Annotated in this window: 15 protein-coding genes; 2 read left to right on the top strand and 13 right to left on the bottom strand. The window is 72.0% G+C overall.

What is annotated here, in order from left to right; genetic code table 11:
- Positions 1–12: 12 nt before the first annotated feature.
- The 4 genes from SSPS47_RS25690 to SSPS47_RS25675 form a co-directional block, all read right to left on the bottom strand.
- A complete protein-coding gene (locus tag SSPS47_RS25690; RefSeq protein ID WP_147878199.1) occupies positions 13–207 on the bottom strand; it encodes a DUF3046 domain-containing protein in 195 nt (64 codons plus the stop codon).
- Between the two features lie 73 nt (positions 208–280).
- On the bottom strand, positions 281–592 hold the full coding sequence (locus tag SSPS47_RS25685) for an AzlD domain-containing protein (RefSeq protein ID WP_147878200.1): 312 nt from the start codon (positions 590–592) through the stop codon (positions 281–283).
- A complete protein-coding gene (locus SSPS47_RS25680) occupies positions 589–1,257 on the bottom strand; it encodes an AzlC family ABC transporter permease (RefSeq protein ID WP_164254993.1) in 669 nt (222 codons plus the stop codon). Before SSPS47_RS25680 ends, SSPS47_RS25685 begins: the two co-directional genes overlap by 4 nt.
- Positions 1,258–1,655: 398 nt before the next feature.
- Complete coding sequence (locus SSPS47_RS25675) at positions 1,656–2,486, bottom strand: AraC family transcriptional regulator (protein WP_164253035.1); 831 nt, start codon at positions 2,484–2,486, stop codon at positions 1,656–1,658.
- A gap of 103 nt (positions 2,487–2,589) precedes the next feature.
- On the opposite strand from SSPS47_RS25675, the gene SSPS47_RS25670 reads away from it, so the two are divergent.
- Both SSPS47_RS25670 and SSPS47_RS25665 read left to right on the top strand, forming a co-directional pair.
- Entirely contained in the window at positions 2,590–7,281 is a 4,692-nt protein-coding gene (locus SSPS47_RS25670; protein ID WP_164253034.1) for an ATP-dependent helicase, read from the top strand.
- A 105-nt stretch (positions 7,282–7,386) separates the two neighbouring features.
- Complete coding sequence (locus SSPS47_RS25665) at positions 7,387–8,136, top strand: Fpg/Nei family DNA glycosylase (RefSeq protein WP_164253033.1); 750 nt, start codon at positions 7,387–7,389, stop codon at positions 8,134–8,136.
- Here SSPS47_RS25665 and SSPS47_RS25660 read toward each other — a convergent pair.
- The 9 genes from SSPS47_RS25660 to SSPS47_RS25620 all read right to left on the bottom strand — a co-directional run bounded on the left by SSPS47_RS25660 (position 8,097) and on the right by SSPS47_RS25620 (position 17,479).
- Positions 8,097–8,381, bottom strand: a complete 285-nt coding sequence (locus tag SSPS47_RS25660) for a hypothetical protein (RefSeq protein ID WP_164253032.1) — start codon at positions 8,379–8,381, stop codon at positions 8,097–8,099. The genes SSPS47_RS25665 and SSPS47_RS25660 overlap by 40 nt on opposite strands.
- A 163-nt stretch (positions 8,382–8,544) precedes the next feature.
- Positions 8,545–9,015 carry a DNA starvation/stationary phase protection protein gene (locus SSPS47_RS25655; RefSeq protein ID WP_164253031.1) on the bottom strand — a complete coding sequence of 157 codons (471 nt, stop codon included), beginning with the start codon at positions 9,013–9,015 and terminating at the stop codon, positions 8,545–8,547.
- Positions 9,016–9,210: 195 nt separating this feature from the next.
- Entirely contained in the window at positions 9,211–9,594 is a 384-nt protein-coding gene (locus SSPS47_RS25650) for a helix-turn-helix transcriptional regulator (RefSeq protein ID WP_078074750.1), read from the bottom strand.
- 109 nt (positions 9,595–9,703) lie between these two features.
- A complete protein-coding gene (locus tag SSPS47_RS25645) occupies positions 9,704–10,195 on the bottom strand; it encodes a CinA family protein (RefSeq protein ID WP_203558107.1) in 492 nt (163 codons plus the stop codon).
- Positions 10,196–10,272: 77 nt separating this feature from the next.
- Positions 10,273–10,938, bottom strand: a complete 666-nt coding sequence (pgsA, locus tag SSPS47_RS25640) for a CDP-diacylglycerol--glycerol-3-phosphate 3-phosphatidyltransferase (RefSeq protein ID WP_164253030.1) — start codon at positions 10,936–10,938, stop codon at positions 10,273–10,275.
- Entirely contained in the window at positions 10,935–12,467 is a 1,533-nt protein-coding gene (rimO, locus tag SSPS47_RS25635; protein ID WP_164253029.1) for a 30S ribosomal protein S12 methylthiotransferase RimO, read from the bottom strand. Before rimO ends, pgsA begins: the two co-directional genes overlap by 4 nt.
- Before the next feature lie 175 nt (positions 12,468–12,642).
- Complete coding sequence (locus SSPS47_RS25630; RefSeq protein WP_239065045.1) at positions 12,643–13,524, bottom strand: helix-turn-helix domain-containing protein; 882 nt, start codon at positions 13,522–13,524, stop codon at positions 12,643–12,645.
- A gap of 183 nt (positions 13,525–13,707) precedes the next feature.
- Positions 13,708–16,605, bottom strand: coding sequence for a DNA translocase FtsK (locus SSPS47_RS25625; RefSeq protein WP_164253028.1), 2,898 nt, complete (start codon positions 16,603–16,605; stop codon positions 13,708–13,710).
- Positions 16,606–16,813: 208 nt separating this feature from the next.
- Positions 16,814–17,479, bottom strand: coding sequence for a response regulator (locus tag SSPS47_RS25620; protein ID WP_164253027.1), 666 nt, complete (start codon positions 17,477–17,479; stop codon positions 16,814–16,816).
- Positions 17,480–17,744: the final 265 nt, after the last annotated feature.

Genomic DNA, 17,744 nt, shown 5'->3' with positions numbered 1-17,744 from the left:
CCCACATGTACGTCACCGTTTGTCCGCGGGCACGCCCATGGCGGCGCAGACCGCCCTCCAGACGTCCTTGGCCTCCCACCCGGCGGCGAGGGCCTCGTGCACCGTACGGCCGCCGAGCTCCGCCATCACATGGTCGCGCGCGAAGGAGTCCGCGTACGCGGGGCCGAAGTGGTCCGCCATCCGTTCCCAGAAAATCGTCAACCGCATGACTTCAGTATCCCGCTCCCAGGGAGTGCGGCCGGATCGGTCCGCCGTGAAGACGGGGCCGATGCTCCCGGTGTCAGCCGCCGAGGGCACGCACCCCGGCGGTGACCGCGACGGCCGCGGCGATGACGACCAGGAACGGGGCGCGCAGCACCAGCGCGAGTCCCGCCGCGGCGAGTCCGGCCGCTCTGGCGTCGACGACCAGCGCGCCGTCGGCGCCGCTGAACGCCTGCTGCGCCGTGAGGGCGGCGAGCAGCGCGACGGGCAGGAGCGCCGACAGTCGCTGGACGAGGGGGCGCTCCAGCGCGCCGGCGGGTACGAGCAGCCCGAGCAGTTTGACGAGGTAGCAGCCGACCGCGGTCAGTCCGATGGCGATCCAGACACTCATCGGCTCGTTCCCTTCGGGTCGGTGGTCCTGCGGCCCTCGAACCAGAGGACCGCGGGTGCGGCGAGTGCGGCGACGAGCACCGGCACCCCGCCGGGCAGCACCGGCAGGAAGCCGAGCCCGAGGACGACGGCGCCGCCGGCGACCGCGCGCTTGGTCGTGGTCCGCAGCATGGGGGCGAGCAACGCCAGGAAGACGGCGGGGCCGGCCGCGTCGAGCCCCCACGCGTCGGTGTCGCCGATGGCCTCGGCGCCGAGCGCGCCGAGCAGCGTGGTGAGGTTCCACAGCACGTAGAGGGTGAGCCCGGTGACGGTGAAGCCGATGCGCACGGCGCGCCGCGTGGGCTGCGCGAGCGCGACGGCCGTCGTCTCGTCGATGACCCACTGGGCGGCGAAGGGGCGTACGAATCGTGGCAGCGCCAGGAGTTGGGACAGGCGCAGGCCGTAGAAGGTGTTCCGTACGCCGAGGAAGAAGGCACCGGCCGCGGCGGTCAGGGGGTTGCCGCCGGCCGCCAGCGCGCCGACGAGTGCGAACTGCGAGGCGCCGGTGAAGACCAGCAGGCTGAGCGCGCAGCTCTGTAGGAGGGTGAGGCCCGCCCCGGCGGACGTCACGCCGAAGGCGAAGCCGGAGAGGCCGACGGCGACACCGACGCCCAGGGCGTCGCGGATGACGGCCGAGTCCGGCTTCTCCTGCGGTTCGCCGCTCGCCCCGCCGTCGGCCTCGGCCCCCGTCGCCGTACGGGCGGCCGCGCCGCCGCGCCCTGCGCCGGCCTCGGCCACGTCCACCGCCCCCGCGCCGTTCCCGGCACCTGCTTCTGTACGGTGCCCGGCGCCCTGCCCTGGTTCCGGGCCTGCCCCGGCGGCGGCCCCGGCCGCCACCCCGTTCGCCGCTGTTCCCGCTCGGGTCATGGGCTCCGGGGCCGAGCGGCCGGGTGTCCCCGCCGTGTCGGGTATGTCTGCGGATGCTGTCTGTTCTGCCACGTCGCAGACGCTACGGGGCGGGCTCGGGCCCCGTCTTGTACGTTCTTGCGCGGCGGGTTCGGCAGATCGAAGAAGGTCGCGCCCGCTCAGGCGCCGCGCGGCGTCCGTTCCCTGCGGTACGCGCCCGGCGGCACCCCCACGATCCGGCTGAAATGCCGGTTGAGGTGCGGCTGGTCGGTGAACCCGACGAGGCCGGCCACCTCGGCGGGAGCCGTCCCCTCGTCCAGCAGATGCCGAGCCCGGCGCACCCGCGCGTCGGTGAGCCAGGTGTGCGGCGGCATGTCGTAGGTGTCCCGGAACGCCCGCAGCAGGGCGAACGGGCTGGTGCCCAGTTCGGCGGCGAGCCGCTCCAGCGAGGGTGGGTCGGCCATCCGCCCCTCCAGCACGGCACGCGCGCGTGCCGCCGTCCTGGCGCCCGCGCCCCGCACCGTACGCCGCGGCAGTGTGCCCCCGTTCAGCCGCAGGAGGCGGGTGACGGCGACCCGCAGCAATGTGTCGGCGGCGAGGGCGTTTCCCTCGTCGGCGGCGCGCAGCACCTGGTGGACGAGGCGGACGGTGTACGGGTCCTCGACGACGGGGGCGGCGAAACCGGGGGTGCCTCGGATGTGTGTCGTCTCGGCCGCGATCTCCGCGACGAGGTCGGGCGACGGGTAGACGGCTCCGTACTGCCAGCCCTCGGGGCCCCGCGCGTGGCCGGTGTGCGGGGTGTCGGGGTTGACCAGCGCGAGGCTGCCCGGACCCGCGTACTGGTCGCTGCCGCCGTGGTGGAACACATCCACGCCGTCCGTGACAGCGGCGATGACGAACGTCTCGTGGGTGTGCCTGACGAAGGTCTTGTCGATGTACTTGGCCCGCAGGAGGTCGACACCGGGCAGCTCCGAGTAGCGCCAGTGCCGTGCCTGCTCCCGAGCCGCCATGCCCCCAGTCTGCACCGGCCGTGCCCCTCCCCACCTCCCGGTTTTCGTCCACCCCTTTCCGCTGGTCCGGGCGATTGTCAGTGGCCGGGTGCACGATGGGGGGATGGCTGGCACCGCACTCGACTCGTTCTCCCCCGCGACCCGTAGCTGGTTCTCCGGGGCCTTCTCCGCGCCCACCGCGGCGCAGGAGGGTGCCTGGCGTGCCATCGGCGAGGGCTCGGACGTGCTGGTCGTCGCCCCGACCGGCTCCGGCAAGACCCTGGCCGCCTTCCTCGCCGCCCTGGACCGCCTCGCCTCGGTGCCGCCGCCGGCCGAGGCCCGGAAGCGCTGCCGGGTGCTGTACGTGTCGCCGCTCAAGGCCCTCGCGGTGGACGTGGAGCGCAATCTGCGCAGCCCGCTCACGGGCATCCGGCAGGAGTCCGTCCGCCTCGGGCAGCCCGAGCCGGAGATCCGGGTCGGCATCCGTTCCGGCGACACCCCCGCCGCCGAGCGCCGCTCGATGGCCACCAGACCGCCGGACATCCTGATCACCACCCCGGAGTCCCTCTTCCTGATGCTGACCTCGTCGGCGCGCGACGCGCTGGCCGGTGTGGAGACGGTGATCCTGGACGAGGTCCACGCCGTCGCCGGGACGAAGCGCGGCGCCCATCTGGCGTTCTCCCTGGAACGGCTCGACGAGCTGCTGCCGCGCCCGGCGCACCGTATCGGGCTGTCGGCCACGGTCCGTCCGGTGGACGAGGTCGCCCGCTATCTGTCCCCGCAGCGCAGGGTCGAGATCGTGCAGCCTCCCTCCGGGAAGGAGTTCGATCTGTCCGTGGTCGTCCCCGTGGCGGATCTCGGCGAGCTGGGCGGCTCCCCGGCCGCCGACAGCGGAGGATCCGGCGCGGACGGCGGCGACAAGCCGTCGATCTGGCCGCACGTCGAGGAGCGGATCGCCGATCTCGTCCAGGCACACCGTTCGACGATCGTCTTCGCCAACTCCCGCCGTCTCGCCGAGCGTCTGTGCAACAGGCTCAACGAGATCGCGTACGAACGGGCCACGGGCGAGGCCATGCCCGAGGCGCACTCCCCGGCCGAGATCATGGCCGAGTCGGGCGCCGCCAAGGGCGCACCGCCCCTGCTGGCCCGCGCCCATCACGGCTCGGTCTCCAAGGAACAGCGCGCCCGGGTCGAGGAGGACCTCAAGGCGGGCCGGCTGCCGGCCGTCGTGGCGACGTCCAGCCTGGAGCTGGGCATCGACATGGGCGCGGTGGATCTCGTCATCCAGGTCGAGTCGCCCCCGTCCGTGGCCTCCGGTCTCCAGCGCGTGGGCCGCGCCGGCCACCAGGTGGGGGCGGTCTCGACGGGCGTCGTCTTCCCCAAGTACCGGGGCGATCTGGTGCAGGCCGCCGTCGTCACCGAGCGGATGCGCACCGGCTCGATCGAGGCCCTGCGGATCCCCGCCAACCCGCTGGACGTGCTGGCGCAGCAGCTCGTCGCGACGGTCGCGCTCGACACCTGGCAGGCCGACGACCTGCTCGCCCTGGCCCGGCGTGCGGCGCCCTTCGCCTCGCTGCCCGAGTCGGCGTTCAGCGCCGTCCTCGACATGCTCGCGGGCCGCTATCCCTCGGACGCGTTCGCCGAGCTGCGCCCCCGTGTGGTGTGGGACCGCGTGACGGGTACGGTCACGGGCCGCCCCGGTGCGCAACGCCTCGCCGTCACCTCGGGCGGCACCATCCCCGACCGCGGCCTCTTCGGTGTGTTCCTCGCGGGATCCTCCGGCGCCGGTTCCGGCAGCGGCAAGGGCCGCGGCGGCGGCCGGGTGGGCGAGCTGGACGAGGAGATGGTGTACGAGTCGCGGGTCGGCGACGTCTTCACGCTGGGCACGACCTCCTGGCGTATCGAGGACATCACGCGCGACCAGGTGCTCGTCTCCCCCGCTCCCGGCGTGCCGGGCCGGCTTCCTTTCTGGAAGGGCGACCAGTTGGGCCGTCCGCTCGAACTGGGCCGCGCGGTGGGCGCGTTCCTGCGCGAGGTCGGCGCGCTGTCCCCGCAGGACGGCCGGCTGCGGCTGGTGGCCGCCGGCCTCGACGCATGGGCTGCGGACAACGTCCTGGCGTATCTGGACGAGCAGCGCCGTGCCTGCGGCCACGTCCCCGACGACCGGACGATCCTTGTGGAGCGGTTCCGCGACGACCTGGGTGACTGGCGGGTCGTCATCCACTCCCCGTTCGGTGCCCAGGTCCACGCGCCGTGGGCGCTGGCCCTCGGCGCCCGGCTCTCCGAGCGGTACGGGATGGACGCCCAGGTCATGCACGCCGACGACGGCATCGTGCTCCGGCTGCCCGACGCCGATCTGCTGAGCCTGGATCTTCTGGACCAGGACCCGATGGCGCCCGATCCGGCCTACGACAGCGAGCAGGCACCGGTCGGCGCGGGTGATGTCGCCTTCGAGGGCGGCGAGGTCGGCCAGATCGTCACCGATCAGGTGGGGGGCTCCGCGCTGTTCGCCGCCCGCTTCCGTGAGTGCGCGGCGCGCGCCCTGCTGCTGCCGCGCCGCAGTCCCGGAAAGCGCACACCGCTCTGGCAGCAGCGTCAAAGGGCCTCCCAACTGCTCCAGGTGGCAAGCGAGTTCGGCTCGTTCCCCATCGTCCTGGAAGCCGTGAGGGAATGTCTTCAGGACGTCTTCGACGTGCCCGGTCTCACCGAGCTGATGGGTGACATCGAATCCCGCCGGGTCCGGCTGGTCGAGGTCACGACCACCGAGCCCTCGCCGTTCGCCCGCTCGCTTCTCTTCGGGTACGTCGCGCAGTTTCTTTACGAGGGCGACTCCCCCCTCGCGGAGCGCCGCGCCGCCGCGCTCTCCCTGGACTCGCGCCTGCTGGCCGAGCTCCTCGGCCAGGCGGAGCTGCGCGAACTGCTGGACGCCGATGTCCTGGAGGAGCTGGAGCGCGAGCTCCAGTGGCTCACCGACGACCGCCGCGTCAAGGACGTGGAGGGCGTGGCGGACCTGCTCCGGGTCCTGGGGCCGCTCACCGACGCCGAGTTGGCGCAGCGGGGATCGGAGCCGGGGTGGCCGGCGGAGCTCGCCGCGGCCCGCCGCGCCATCCGGGTCCGGATCGGCGGCGCCGAGTACTGGGCGGCGATCGAGGACGCGGGCCGGCTGCGTGACGCGCTCGGCACCGCCCTGCCCGTCGGCGTCCCCGAGGCGTTCACCGAGCCGGTCAAGGACCCCCTCGGCGATCTCCTGGCGCGCCATGCCCGCACACACGGCCCGTTCACCTCCTCCGGGGCCGCCGACCGCTTCGGACTCGGCCCCGCCGTCACCGAGGGCGCGCTCCAGCGCCTCGCCGCCGGGGGCCGCGTCGTCCAGGGCGAGTTCCACCCGTCGGGGATCGGCCAGGAGTGGTGCGACGCCACGGTGCTGCGCCGACTGCGCCGCAGGTCGCTCGCCGCGCTGCGGCACGAACTGGAACCGGTGCCCCCCGCCGCGCTCGCCACGTTCCTGCCGCAGTGGCAGCATCTGGGCAGCCACAGCGTGCGCGGCATCGACGGACTGGCCCGCGCGATCGAGCAGTTGCAGGGCGCGTCCGTCCCGGCGTCCGCGCTGGAGAAGCTGGTGCTCCCCTCCCGGGTCGCGGGCTACGCGCCGACGCTCCTGGACGAGTTGACCACCACCGGCGAGGTCCTGTGGGCCGGAGCCGGGGCCCTTCCCGGCAAGGACGGCTGGATCTCCCTCTATCCGGCGGACTCCGCACCACTGTTGCTCCCACCGCCGCACCCTCTTGAGCTGACGGCGCTGCACGAGTCGGTCCTCACCACCCTGTCCGGCGGTTACGGGCTGTTCTTCCGTCAGATCACCGACCAGGTGCGGGCCACCACCCACCCCGATGTCACCGATCCCCAACTGGCCGACGCGGTCTGGGACCTGGCCTGGTCGGGGCGGCTGACCAACGACACCCTGGCGCCGCTGCGCTCACTGCTCGGCTCCGGGCGTACGGCGGGCGCGACGGCCCACCGCGCCAGACGCACCGTCCCGCGCGGGCGTTACGGAACCCTCACCGCCGCGGCCCGGCCCGCCTCCCGTACGGGACCGCCGACCGTCAGCGGACGCTGGTCGCTGCTCCCGGTCCCCGACCCGGACGCCACACGCCGCGCCCACGCCCTGGCCCGCACGCTCCTGGACCGCCACGGTGTGGTGACCCGGGGAGCCGTCGCCGCCGAGGGCATCGAGGGCGGCTTCTCGGCCGTGTACCGGGTGCTCTCCGCCTTCGAGGACAGCGGTCATGCACGTCGCGGCTATGTCGTCGAGGGCCTGGGCGCGGCCCAGTTCGCGATGGACGGGGCGGTGGACCGCCTCCGCGCGGCCTCCACGGCCCGTGACCGCGCCGCGTCCGACCCCTCGCCGCGTGCCGTGGTGCTGGCCGCCGCCGACCCCGCCAACGCGTACGGAGCGGCGCTGCCCTGGCCGGACCCGCCTTCGGGCGCGGGCCACAAACCGGGCCGCAAGGCGGGCTCCCTGGTGGTCCTCGTCGACGGCGCACTGACGCTGTACATGGAACGCGGCGGCAGGACCCTCCTCGCCTGGCCCGGCGATCCCGCCGCCCCGTCCGATCCGGACCGTGCGGACGCCGACGACGACGTGGCGCTGCGCTCGGCCGCCGAGGCCCTGGCGGCGGCGGCCCGGGCCGGCGCGCTCGGTACGGTCACGGTGGAGCGGGCCAACGGGGAACAGGCGCTGACCTCCCCCGTCGGCCGCGTCCTGGAGTCTGCGGGATTCCACGCCACCCCGAGGGGCCTGCGTCTTCGGGCCTGAGCCCGGTCCCGCCGCCGCGGCGACGAGGGCCGGTCGCCGTACATCCGCGCACGCCACACCCCGTACGCCGCTCGTCACGGTGCCCGTCTCGCGCATGATGGAAACATGCCCGAAGGTGACACCGTCCTGCAGACCGCCCGGCGCCTGCACACCGCCCTCGCCGGGCGGCTGCTGACCCGGTCCGACCTCCGTGTCCCCCGGTTCGCGACCTCCGACCTCACCGGCCGGACGGTCCTCGACGTCACCCCGCGCGGCAAACATCTCCTGACCCGCATCGACGGCGGCCTCACCCTCCACTCTCATCTGCGGATGGACGGGGCCTGGCGGGTGTACGGCGCCGACGAGCGCTGGCGCGGCGGCCCCGGCCATCAGATCCGCGCGATCCTCGGCAACGCCGAACGCACGGCCGTCGGCTACCGGCTCCCGGTGCTCGAACTCCTGCGGACGGCGGACGAGGAGCGTGTGGTGGGGCATCTGGGCCCGGATCTCCTCGGGCCCGACTGGGATCCGGAGACCGCCCTGCGCAATCTGCTCGCCGAACCGGCCCGCACCGTCGGGGACGCGCTGCTGGACCAGCGCAATCTCGCGGGCATCGGCAACGTCTTCCGGTGCGAGACGTGTTTCCTCACCCGCACCACCCCCTGGCTGCCCATCGGGGACCTGCCGTCGCCCGAGCGGCTGGTGACGGCCGCGAAGAAACTCCTGGAGGCCAACCGGGAGCGCTCGCGCCGTCATCTGTACGTGTACGGCCGCGGCGGCCTCCCCTGCCGTCGCTGCGGCACCCCCATCAGCAAGACGGACGACGACCGCCCCGTCTACTGGTGCCCACGCTGCCAGCTGGGACCCGTCCCCTGAGAACCGTCCGGGCCGCCCGCCCCTTCGGGGCTGCCCGGATGCTCCAGCACCGCGGCGCCCTTCCCCGGCCGCACCGACGGACGGGCCGCCGCGTGCACCGGCAGCAGGCTCAGCCCCCAGCCGCCCGCCGCCACCGCCCCCTCGATGACCCCGGCGTGCTCCGGCGCGAGGGCGAGCCGCAGTACGGCCCACCACCAGAGCCCGCCGGCCGCGAGAGCCGGCAGAAGGATCCGTCGCCGTGCCATGGCCGCCTCCTCGGACCGACGCTAGACCGGCCCGCGTATCCGCCGAAAGGGCGCACGGGAGGCGTGCACGGCGCATATCGGACCGCCGCCGGGGCACACCCCGACGCACACCGCCCGGCGCACCCGCCGCGCCCGTACCTGGACCCGAACCCGGCTCACGCGCCTACGCGCTCTCCGCCTGGAACATCCAGTGGTGCTTTTCGAGATCGGCCGTGAGCCCGATCAGGATGTCCTGGGTGACCGGATCGGGCTCGTCGGTCACCCTGATCCGCTCCCGCATCCGGACGATCACCGCGCCGAGGCCGTCCACCAGCGTCCGTACGGCGTCCGCGTCCTTGATCCAGCCGTCGGCCACGGTGCCGACCGCGCTCTGGGCCGCCACCGTCGCCGCACGGCCGTCCGGGGTCACCCCGATCGCCGCGGCACGCTCCGCCACGGTGTCCGAGTGGCTCCGGGCCGTGGTGACGACCTCGTCGAGCTGGAGGTGTACGGACCGGAAGCGCGGTCCCACGATGTTCCAGTGCACCTGCTTGGCCACCAGTGAGAGGTCGAGCAGGTCGACGAGCGCGCCTTGGAGGGCCTCGCCGACCAGTTTCAGATCCGCCTCGGGCAGTGAGCTCTTGACGACAGACATGGGGCGTCCTTCCAGTTCTGTTCGCACGTATGCCCACCTTCGCACAAGACCCCAAAAGGCTCATTTCGGGGCAATGGCATCACCCTGACCGGCAAACGGGCGGCAGGCGGAGTCGTGACCGTGAACGGGCAAAGCAGAAGCCCCGGCCGGCCACTGGGACCGTCCGGGGCTCAGGCCTCGGTCACACCGTTCGTATCAGGCGGCGACGACATTCACCGCTTCTGTTGGCGCCTTGATGGTCACCCGCTCCGTCGGCACACCTGCCACCGACGTCACGGAGACGGAATTGAGCATCGGACGTACCGCCGCGGGCACCGGCTCGCTCGCCGCTGCGGACGCGGCCAGCTCGGCCAACGACAGTTCGTCGCTCACTTCGCGCATGAGCTCGGACATCCGTACGTCAAGCGCGTCGCAAATGGCGGAGAGCAGTTCGGAAGACGCCTCCTTCTGCCCCCGCTCCACCTCGGAGAGATAGCCGAGCGAGACTCGGGCGGACGAGGAGACTTCGCGCAGAGTACGGCCCTGGCGCTGGCGCTGCCGACGCAGCACGTCACCAAGCAGGCGACGGAGCAGAATCATCGGTGGCTCCCTCCTCGGACCGCGTAGCCGCATCCTTCTCGCCCCACCGTACCGCCTCCCGCTGCGGCCGTGCGGGGAGCGAAGTCGTGTTCACTCAGGGCTGCAAACATCAAGTCCCCCCGTTCCGTTCCGTATCCTGTGTCCGCCCGTTCCCGGTCAGTTCGCCGGAAAGCAGTTCCAGCACGCTCCGTACACTCTCTCTACGGATTTCCGCCCGGTCACCGTTCAACCGCAGTGCGGCCACTTTCTCGCCGCCGTGCGGACCGCTCACGGCCACATAGACGGTGCCCACCGGCTGTCCGTCCTGCGGGTCCGGTCCCGCGACCCCCGTGGTCGAGACGCCCCAGTCGGCGCCCAGCACGCCCCGTACGCCGACGGCCATCTGCCGTGCGACCTCGGGATCCACCGCGCCACGCTGGGCCAGAAGTGTTCCGTCGACGCCGAGGACATCGCGCTTCACGTCCGTCGCGTAGGCCGTGACGGACCCGCGGAGCGATCGCGAGGCCCCGGGAACGGATGTCAGCTCCGCCGCCACCAGACCGCCCGTGAGCGACTCGGCGACGGCGAGCGTGCTCCCCCGGCGCGCGAGCACATCGAGCACCCGGGCGGCCACCTCCCTCGGGGGAACGTCTCCGGCCGCCGCATCCTTCCCGGCGGTCGTCACCGACGTCTCCGACGTCACGAAGTCCTCTCCGCGAGGTCCCGCTCGGCCGCCAGTCCCTGCCGTCGCAGCACGATCGCCTGGCGGACGTAGTCCAGGCCGGTCAGCACGGTCAGCAGCACCGCGATCCCCATCACCCAGAACCGCAGCGTCGCGAGCGGCCCGGTCAGCGCCAGGACGTACATACCGACCGCCGTGCCCTGCGCCAGGGTCTTCATCTTGCCGCCGCGACTGGCCGGAATCACTCCGTGCCGGATCACCCAGAACCGCATCAGCGTGATCCCGAGCTCACGGAAGAGAATGACCCCGGTCACCCACCAAGGAAGGTCCCCGAGGGCGGAGAGGCTGATCAGCCCGGCCGCCATGATCGCCTTGTCGGCGATCGGGTCGGCGATCTTCCCGAAGTCGGTGACCAGGTTGTACGTACGGGCCAGGTGCCCGTCGAAGATATCGGTGATCATGGCCACGGCGAACGCGGCCCACGCCCACGCGCGCCAGGCCGGGTCGTACCCGCCGTCCTGGAGCAGCAGCATCACGAAGGCCGGTACGAGCACCAGCCGCATCATGGTGAGGATGTTGGCGATGTTCCAGATACTGGCCTGATTGACGGCCGCAGCCCCCAGCTTGCCGCCGGGCGCCGGCCTACCCTGGCCGCCCTCGGCCGATGCCGGGACTCCGGTCATCTGGCTGCCTCCTCACCGGGGCTCCGGGGCTCGTCCCCGGTGAAGCCGCAGTACTCCGCCACCAGGTCCACGCCCTCGGTGCCGACCACCTTCGCCTCGACCATACGACCGGGAACGAGACCCTCGCGCGATGTGAAGATCACCTGGCCGTCGGTCTCGGGCGCCTGGTGGGCGGCCCGGCCCACGGCGCCCTCCTCGGAGTCGTCCGGGGAGCCGAGAGACTCCACGAGTACCGTCAGGGTCTCTCCCAGGCGCTCCTCGGCGCGCTGCGACGTCAGCTCGTCGGCCAGCCGCGACAGGTGCGCCAGCCGCTCGGCCACGACGTCCTCGTCCAGCTTGTGGTCGTAGGTCGCCGCCTCGGTGCCGTCCTCGTCCGAGTAACCGAACACACCGACGGCGTCGAGCCGCGCACCGGTGAGGAAGCGTTCCAGCTCGGCGAAGTCGGCCTCCGTCTCGCCGGGGAAGCCCACGATGAAGTTGGAGCGCACACCGGCCTGCGGGGCCTTGCCGCGGATCGTCTCCAGCAGTTCCAGGAAGCGGTCGGTGTCCCCGAAGCGGCGCATCGCGCGTAGCACGGCGGGCGCGGAGTGCTGGAAGGACAGGTCGAAGTACGGGGCGACGCCCGGCGTCGACGTCAGTACGTCGATGAGCCCGGGGCGCATCTCGGCGGGCTGGAGGTAGCTGACCCGTACCCGCTCGATCCCGTCGACCGCGGCGAGTTCGGGCAGCAGCGTCTCCAGGAGGCGGATGTCGCCGAGGTCCTTGCCGTAGGAGGTGTTGTTCTCGGAGACGAGCATGATCTCCTTCACGCCCTGCTCGGCGAGCCAGCAGGTCTCGCCCAGCACGTCGGAGGGGCGGCGCGAGATGAAGGAGCCTCTGAAGGAGGGGATGGCACAGAAGGAGCAGCGCCGGTCGCAGCCGGAGGCCAGCTTCACGGAGGCGACGGGGCTGTTGTCGAGGCGCCGGCGCAGCGGGGCGCGCGGACCGGAGGCCGGCGCGAGTCCCTGCGGCAGATCGGCGGGGGCCGGGATGACCGCCTCTGCAGGAGGAGCGGTCCCGGCGCCGTGGCCGGGCAGGGCCACACCGGTGGCGCCCTGCCGGTCGGCCGGGCTGAGCGGGAGCAGTTTGCGCCGGTCGCGAGGTGTGTGCGAGGCGTGGATACCGCCGTTGAGGATGGTCTGGAGGCGGTCGGAGATGTCGGCGTAGTCGTCGAATCCGAGTACGCCGTCCGCTTCGGGGAGCGATTCCGCGAGCTCCTTGCCGTACCGCTCCGCCATGCAGCCGACGGCGACGACGGCCTGGGTTCTGCCGTGATCCTTCAGATCGTTGGCTTCCAGCAGGGCGTCGACGGAGTCCTTCTTGGCGGCTTCGACGAAGCCGCAGGTGTTGACAACGGCGACGTCCGCGTCGGCGGCTTCCTCGACGAGCTCCCAGCCGTCCGCTGCCAAGCGGCCTGCAAGCTCCTCCGAGTCCACCTCGTTACGGGCGCAGCCAAGCGTGACAAGGGCGACGGTACGGCGTTCGGGCATGGGCTCAAGACTACTTTGTCCGGGCCGCCCGCCTGGCGCGCAGGGTTGGCCGGACGGCCCGGGGGTGGTGGAGCACATTCGGGAGGCCTCCCCACGCACCTCACCGCCGTGCTGCCGTGCACCGCCCCTGGGCTCGACCGGTGCCCGCCGGCGCCTCTCGGCGCCGGCCGCGGCGTCAGCCCGCTTCGGGGTCGCCCTTCGTGTACGAGGGGCGCTCGACCTGGCCCGGCTTGAAGTCCTCGTCGACCTGCTTGCCGTTGACGAAGATGTCGATCACTCCGGCGTTGCCGAGAATGAAGTCGATCTGTTCGTCGTCCTGGAAGGTCTTGGACTCGCCCTTGAGCAGCAGTCCGTCGAAGATCAGTTCACCGTTGGGGGACTTGGCGGAGATCCAGCTCTTGTCCTCGACCGCGGACAGCTTGACCGTCACCTTGTCGGCCGGGGCCGCGGCGATGGCGCTGTCCGAGGGGTCGGGCTTCGGGTCGGCGGGCTTCTTGGTGCTCGGCTCGGAGGTCGTCTTCTCGGGTGCCGGGCCTTCGGCGATCCGCTTGCCCTGCCCCTCGTCGTCGGCACCGTCGAACATGGTGAAGCCGACGAAACCGATCACCGCGACGATCGCGGCGACCATGGCGGCCGTCCAGTTGGGCCGGCGCCGCTCGGGGCGGATCCGCTCGGCCTCGAACAGCGGGGCGGCGGGCGTGGGCGACGGGCGCCCGCCGTGCTCGGCGTCGTACTGCCCGACGAGAGGTTCGGGATCGATCCCGACGGAGCGCGCGATCGTGCGGATGTGCCCGCGCGCGTAGACGTCGCCGCCGCAGCGCGAGAAGTCGTCCTCCTCGATCGCCTGCACGATGGGAACGCGCACCCGGGTGGAGGCACTGACCTGCTCGATGGTGAGACCTGCGGCGGCGCGTGCTTTCTGGAGGACGTGACCGACCGAAGGCTTGTGCTCTTCGGTCGCGGGCCGCTCGTCCTCAGCGGGGTCGACGGCGGAAGGCTGGTCGTCTTCGGGGGAGTTGCCGATGGACACGGGGGTGCCTTTCGAGCGTGTAGCCACCTGCTGGATGTTCAGTCTAGGGGTGGTACGAAAGGGTGGGGCAACCGGGCGGATGCACTTTGTACGCCATCTGAACGGCCGGACGGCGTGTCGACGGGACACCGGGGTGTCTCCCTCTCCACGTTGACGTCCGACCCGGGAAAAGGGTTGCTTCGGATATCTCTCGGATCGCCTCGGGTTCCGTCAATTCCCGTCAGCTCCTTCGGGAGCGGGCTCGCCGCGGATCACCGCGAGCACTCCGTCCAGCTCGTCTGCCTTCACCAGCACATCACGCGCCTTGGAACCCTCACTGGGACCGACGATGTTCCGCGATTCCATCAGGTCCATGAGTCTGCCCGCTTTGGCGAAACCCACGCGCAACTTCCGTTGAAGCATCGATGTCGAGCCGAACTGCGTGGAGACGACCAACTCGGCGGCCTGGCAGAGCAGATCGAGGTCGTCGCCGATGTCCTCGTCGATGTCCTTCTTCTTGGCCGTGCCGACGACGACGTCCTCCCGGAAGACGGGGGCCATCTGATCCTTGCAGTGCTGGACGACTGCCGCGACTTCTTCCTCCGTGACGAAGGCGCCCTGCATACGGGTCGGCTTGCTGGCGCCCATCGGCAGGAACAGCCCGTCGCCCTTGCCGATCAGCTTCTCGGCGCCCGGCTGGTCGAGAATGACCCGGCTGTCGGCGAGCGAGGAGGTCGCGAAGGCGAGCCGCGAGGGCACGTTCGCCTTGATGAGACCGGTGACGACGTCGACCGAGGGGCGCTGGGTGGCGAGCACCAGATGGATGCCGGCGGCGCGGGCCAACTGGGTGATACGGACGATCGCGTCCTCGACGTCGCGCGGCGCGACCATCATCAGGTCGGCCAGCTCGTCCACGATCACCAGCAGATACGGGTAGGGCGTCAGCTCGCGCTCGCTGCCCTGTGGGGCCTTGACCTTGCCCTTGCGTACGGCCTGGTTGAAGTCGTCGATGTGCCGGTAGCCGTACGCCGCGAGGTCGTCGTAGCGCAGGTCCATCTCCCGCACGACCCACTGGAGCGCCTCGGCGGCCCGCTTCGGGTTGGTGATGATGGGCGTGATCAGGTGCGGGATGCCCTCGTACGCGGTGAGCTCGACCCGCTTGGGGTCGACCAGGACCATGCGGACGTCCTCGGGGGTCGCCCTGACCATCACCGAGGTGATCAGACAGTTGATGCAGGAGGACTTGCCGGAGCCGGTGGCGCCGGCGACCAACAGGTGCGGCATCTTCGCGAGGTTGGCCATCTCGTAGCCGCCCTCGACGTTCTTGCCGAGCGCGACCAGCATCGGGTGGTCGTCCTCGGCGGCGTCGGCGAGCCGCAGGACGTCGCCGAGGTTGACCATCTCCCGGTCGGAGTTCGGGATCTCGATGCCGACGGCGGACTTGCCGGGGATGGGGCTGATGATCCTCACGTCGGGGCTGGCGACGGCGTAGGCGATGTTCTTGGTGAGCGCGGTGATGCGCTCGACCTTCACGGCGGGGCCGAGCTGTACCTCGTAGCGGGTGACGGTGGGTCCCCGGGTGAAGCCGGTGACGGTCGCGTCGACCTTGAACTCCATGAAGACGTTGGTCAGCGAGTCGACGACAGCGTCGTTGGCGGCGCTGCGGGTCTTGCCGGGGCCGCCGCGCTCCAGGAGGTCCAGCGAGGGCAGGGAGTAGGTGATGTCGCCGGCGAGCTGAAGCTGCTCGGCGCGCGGCGGCAGGGGCCGGTCCTTCGTGGGCGGGGGCTTGGTCAGGTCGGCCACGGCGCCGGAGGGCGAGAGCGCCGCGGCACCGTCGCGCGGCTCCGGCTCGCGCGCCGTCGGTACGGAGTGCTCCCGCGAGCCGGGCCGGGAGCCCGAGTCCGCGCCGGACCGGCCGCCGGACGTCCCGCGCGTACGCTCCCCCGGCCGCGCCTTCACGGCGTCGCGGGTGCGGTCGGCGGAGACGCCCTGGGTGAGGTCGGCGACGATCGGCGAGGGCGGCATCCCGTTGAGTACGGCGCCGTCCAGCGCGGCTGCGGCCGCGGCGGCGACGTCGACGGCGTCCAGGGGCCGGTCGTGGGCGGGCTGCACCGACTGCCTGCGGGGGCGCCGGCGGCGGGCCAGCGCCGCGACCTCCGCGTGGTCGGGGTCGTAGTCGTCGGGCGCCTCGCTCCGCCGCGCCGCCGAACGGCGCCCGCGCGCGGGCAGCGCCTCTCGCCACTGGTCGTCGTAGCGCTCGTCGTCGTTGTCGAACTCCCCGTACCACTCCTCGTCCTCGAGGTCGGACGGCGCCGGGGCGAGGATGCCGAGGCGGACACCGAGCTGCCGCAGCCGCCGTGGGATGGCGTTGACGGGTGTCGCCGTGACGACGAGCAGCCCGAAGACGGTGAGCAGGACCAGCATCGGTACGGCGAGGACCTCGCCCATGGCGAAGATCAGCGGCATCGAGGCGGACCAGCCGATGAGTCCGCCCGCGTCCTGCATCGCCTCGGTCCCCGCGTCCCGGCCCGGGGCGCCGCAGGCGATGTGCACGAGCCCGAGGACGCCGACGACCAGCGCGGAGAGGCCGATGACGATGCGTCCGTTGGCCTCGGGCCGCTGCGGATAGAGGATGAGGCGGACGGCGACGGCGCCCAGCAGTATCGGGACGAGCAGATCGAGCCGGCCGAAGGCGCCGGTGATGAGCATCTCGACGAGATCGCCGACGGGGCCTCGCAGGTTGGACCACGTACCGGCCGCGACGATCAGACCGAGGGCGAGCAGCAGGAGGGCGATGCCGTCCTTGCGGTGCGCGGGGTCGAGCCCTTTCGCGCCCCGCCCTATGCCGCGGAACATCGCGCCGACCCCGTGGGCGATTCCGAGCCACAGGGCCCGTACGAGGCGGTACACACCGTTCGTCGGGGACGGTGCGGGCTTGGGTGCCGGTTTGGCCGCGGACTTCTTCGCCGGAGCCTTCTTGGGAGGTGGCTTCTTCGCGGGAGCCGTCTTCTTCGCCGAGGCCTTGGCGGCGGGGGCCGCTTTCTTCGCGGCACCGCTCGCACGGCCGGCACGCGGTTTCGCGGTGCCCGCCGTGCCCTGGGAACCCTTGCCGGACGTACGTGAGGCCATGGGGGTGAGGTTACCGGTGTGAACGGCGGCGGACACGTGTGCCCACTGCTTCACCCGTTCGTGTCGTGCGTCCTGGGCCGGAAACTGACGCGCCCTCAGCCTGTTCCGCAGGAGCGTGAGCGGAGCGAGGGACTGGGCACGGGCCCGTATCGCGGGCGCGCGGGAAAACGGGCCGCCCACAGGCCGTTGGGGCCCGGGGCGATCCCGGTCAGTTCGGTGTGGAAAGCGGGGAGCCGCCGCCGCTGCCCGGCTCCAGCGCGTCCAGCGCCCGGCGCAGCCCGGTCAGTTTGCGCTCCAGATGCGCGGCCGTGGCGACGGCCGCCGCGTCCGCGGAGTCGTCGTCCAGCTGTTTGGAGAGCGCTTCGGCCTGCTCCTCGACAGCGGCGAGCCGGGCGGACAGCTCGGCCAGCAGACCGGCCGGTTCCTTCACCTCGCCCGCTCCGGCCAGTTGCAGTCGCAGCAGTTCGGCCTGCTCCTTCAACTGGCAGTTCTTCATGTACAGCTCGACGAACACCGAGACCTTCGCGCGTAGCACCCACGGGTCGAACGGCTTGGAGATGTAGTCCACCGCGCCGGCGGCGTAGCCCCGGAAGGTGTGGTGGGGGCCGTGGTTGATGGCCGTGAGGAAGATGATCGGGATGTCCCGCGTCCGCTCGCGCCTCTTGATGTGCGCGGCGGTCTCGAACCCGTCCATCCCCGGCATCTGGACGTCGAGCAGAATGACCGCGAAGTCGTCCGTCAGCAGCGCCTTGAGCGCTTCCTCCCCTGACGATGCCCGCACCAGCGTCTGATCGAGCGCGGAGAGGATGGCCTCCAGCGCCAGCAGATTCTCCGGCCGGTCATCGACCAGGAGGATCTTGGCCTTCTGCACCATGGCCCGCCCTCCTCGCCCCGGCTGTGCACCGGGCGCCGCCCCAGGGGACGACTCCCTTACGCCGTCCGTCCTTGTGCCGGTCATGGTAGCCGCACCCCGCCTGTCGCCACACCCTGTCACCGCGATGTCACTGCGCACGTAGCAAAAACGTCACAGGAGCTCGAAACGTTCCCCGAATACCCGTGGTCCACACGTGATCGACCACAGGAACTCACCTTCCTCCACAGGTTCGCACAACCGCCGGACACTTCCGAAGCAGCTCACT

It is taken from the genome of Streptomyces sp. S4.7, assembly GCF_010384365.1.
Classification (GTDB): Bacteria; Actinomycetota; Actinomycetes; order Streptomycetales; family Streptomycetaceae; genus Streptomyces.
Note: the sequence above shows the minus strand (reverse complement) of the source record. Positions and strands in the feature narration are given on the sequence as shown.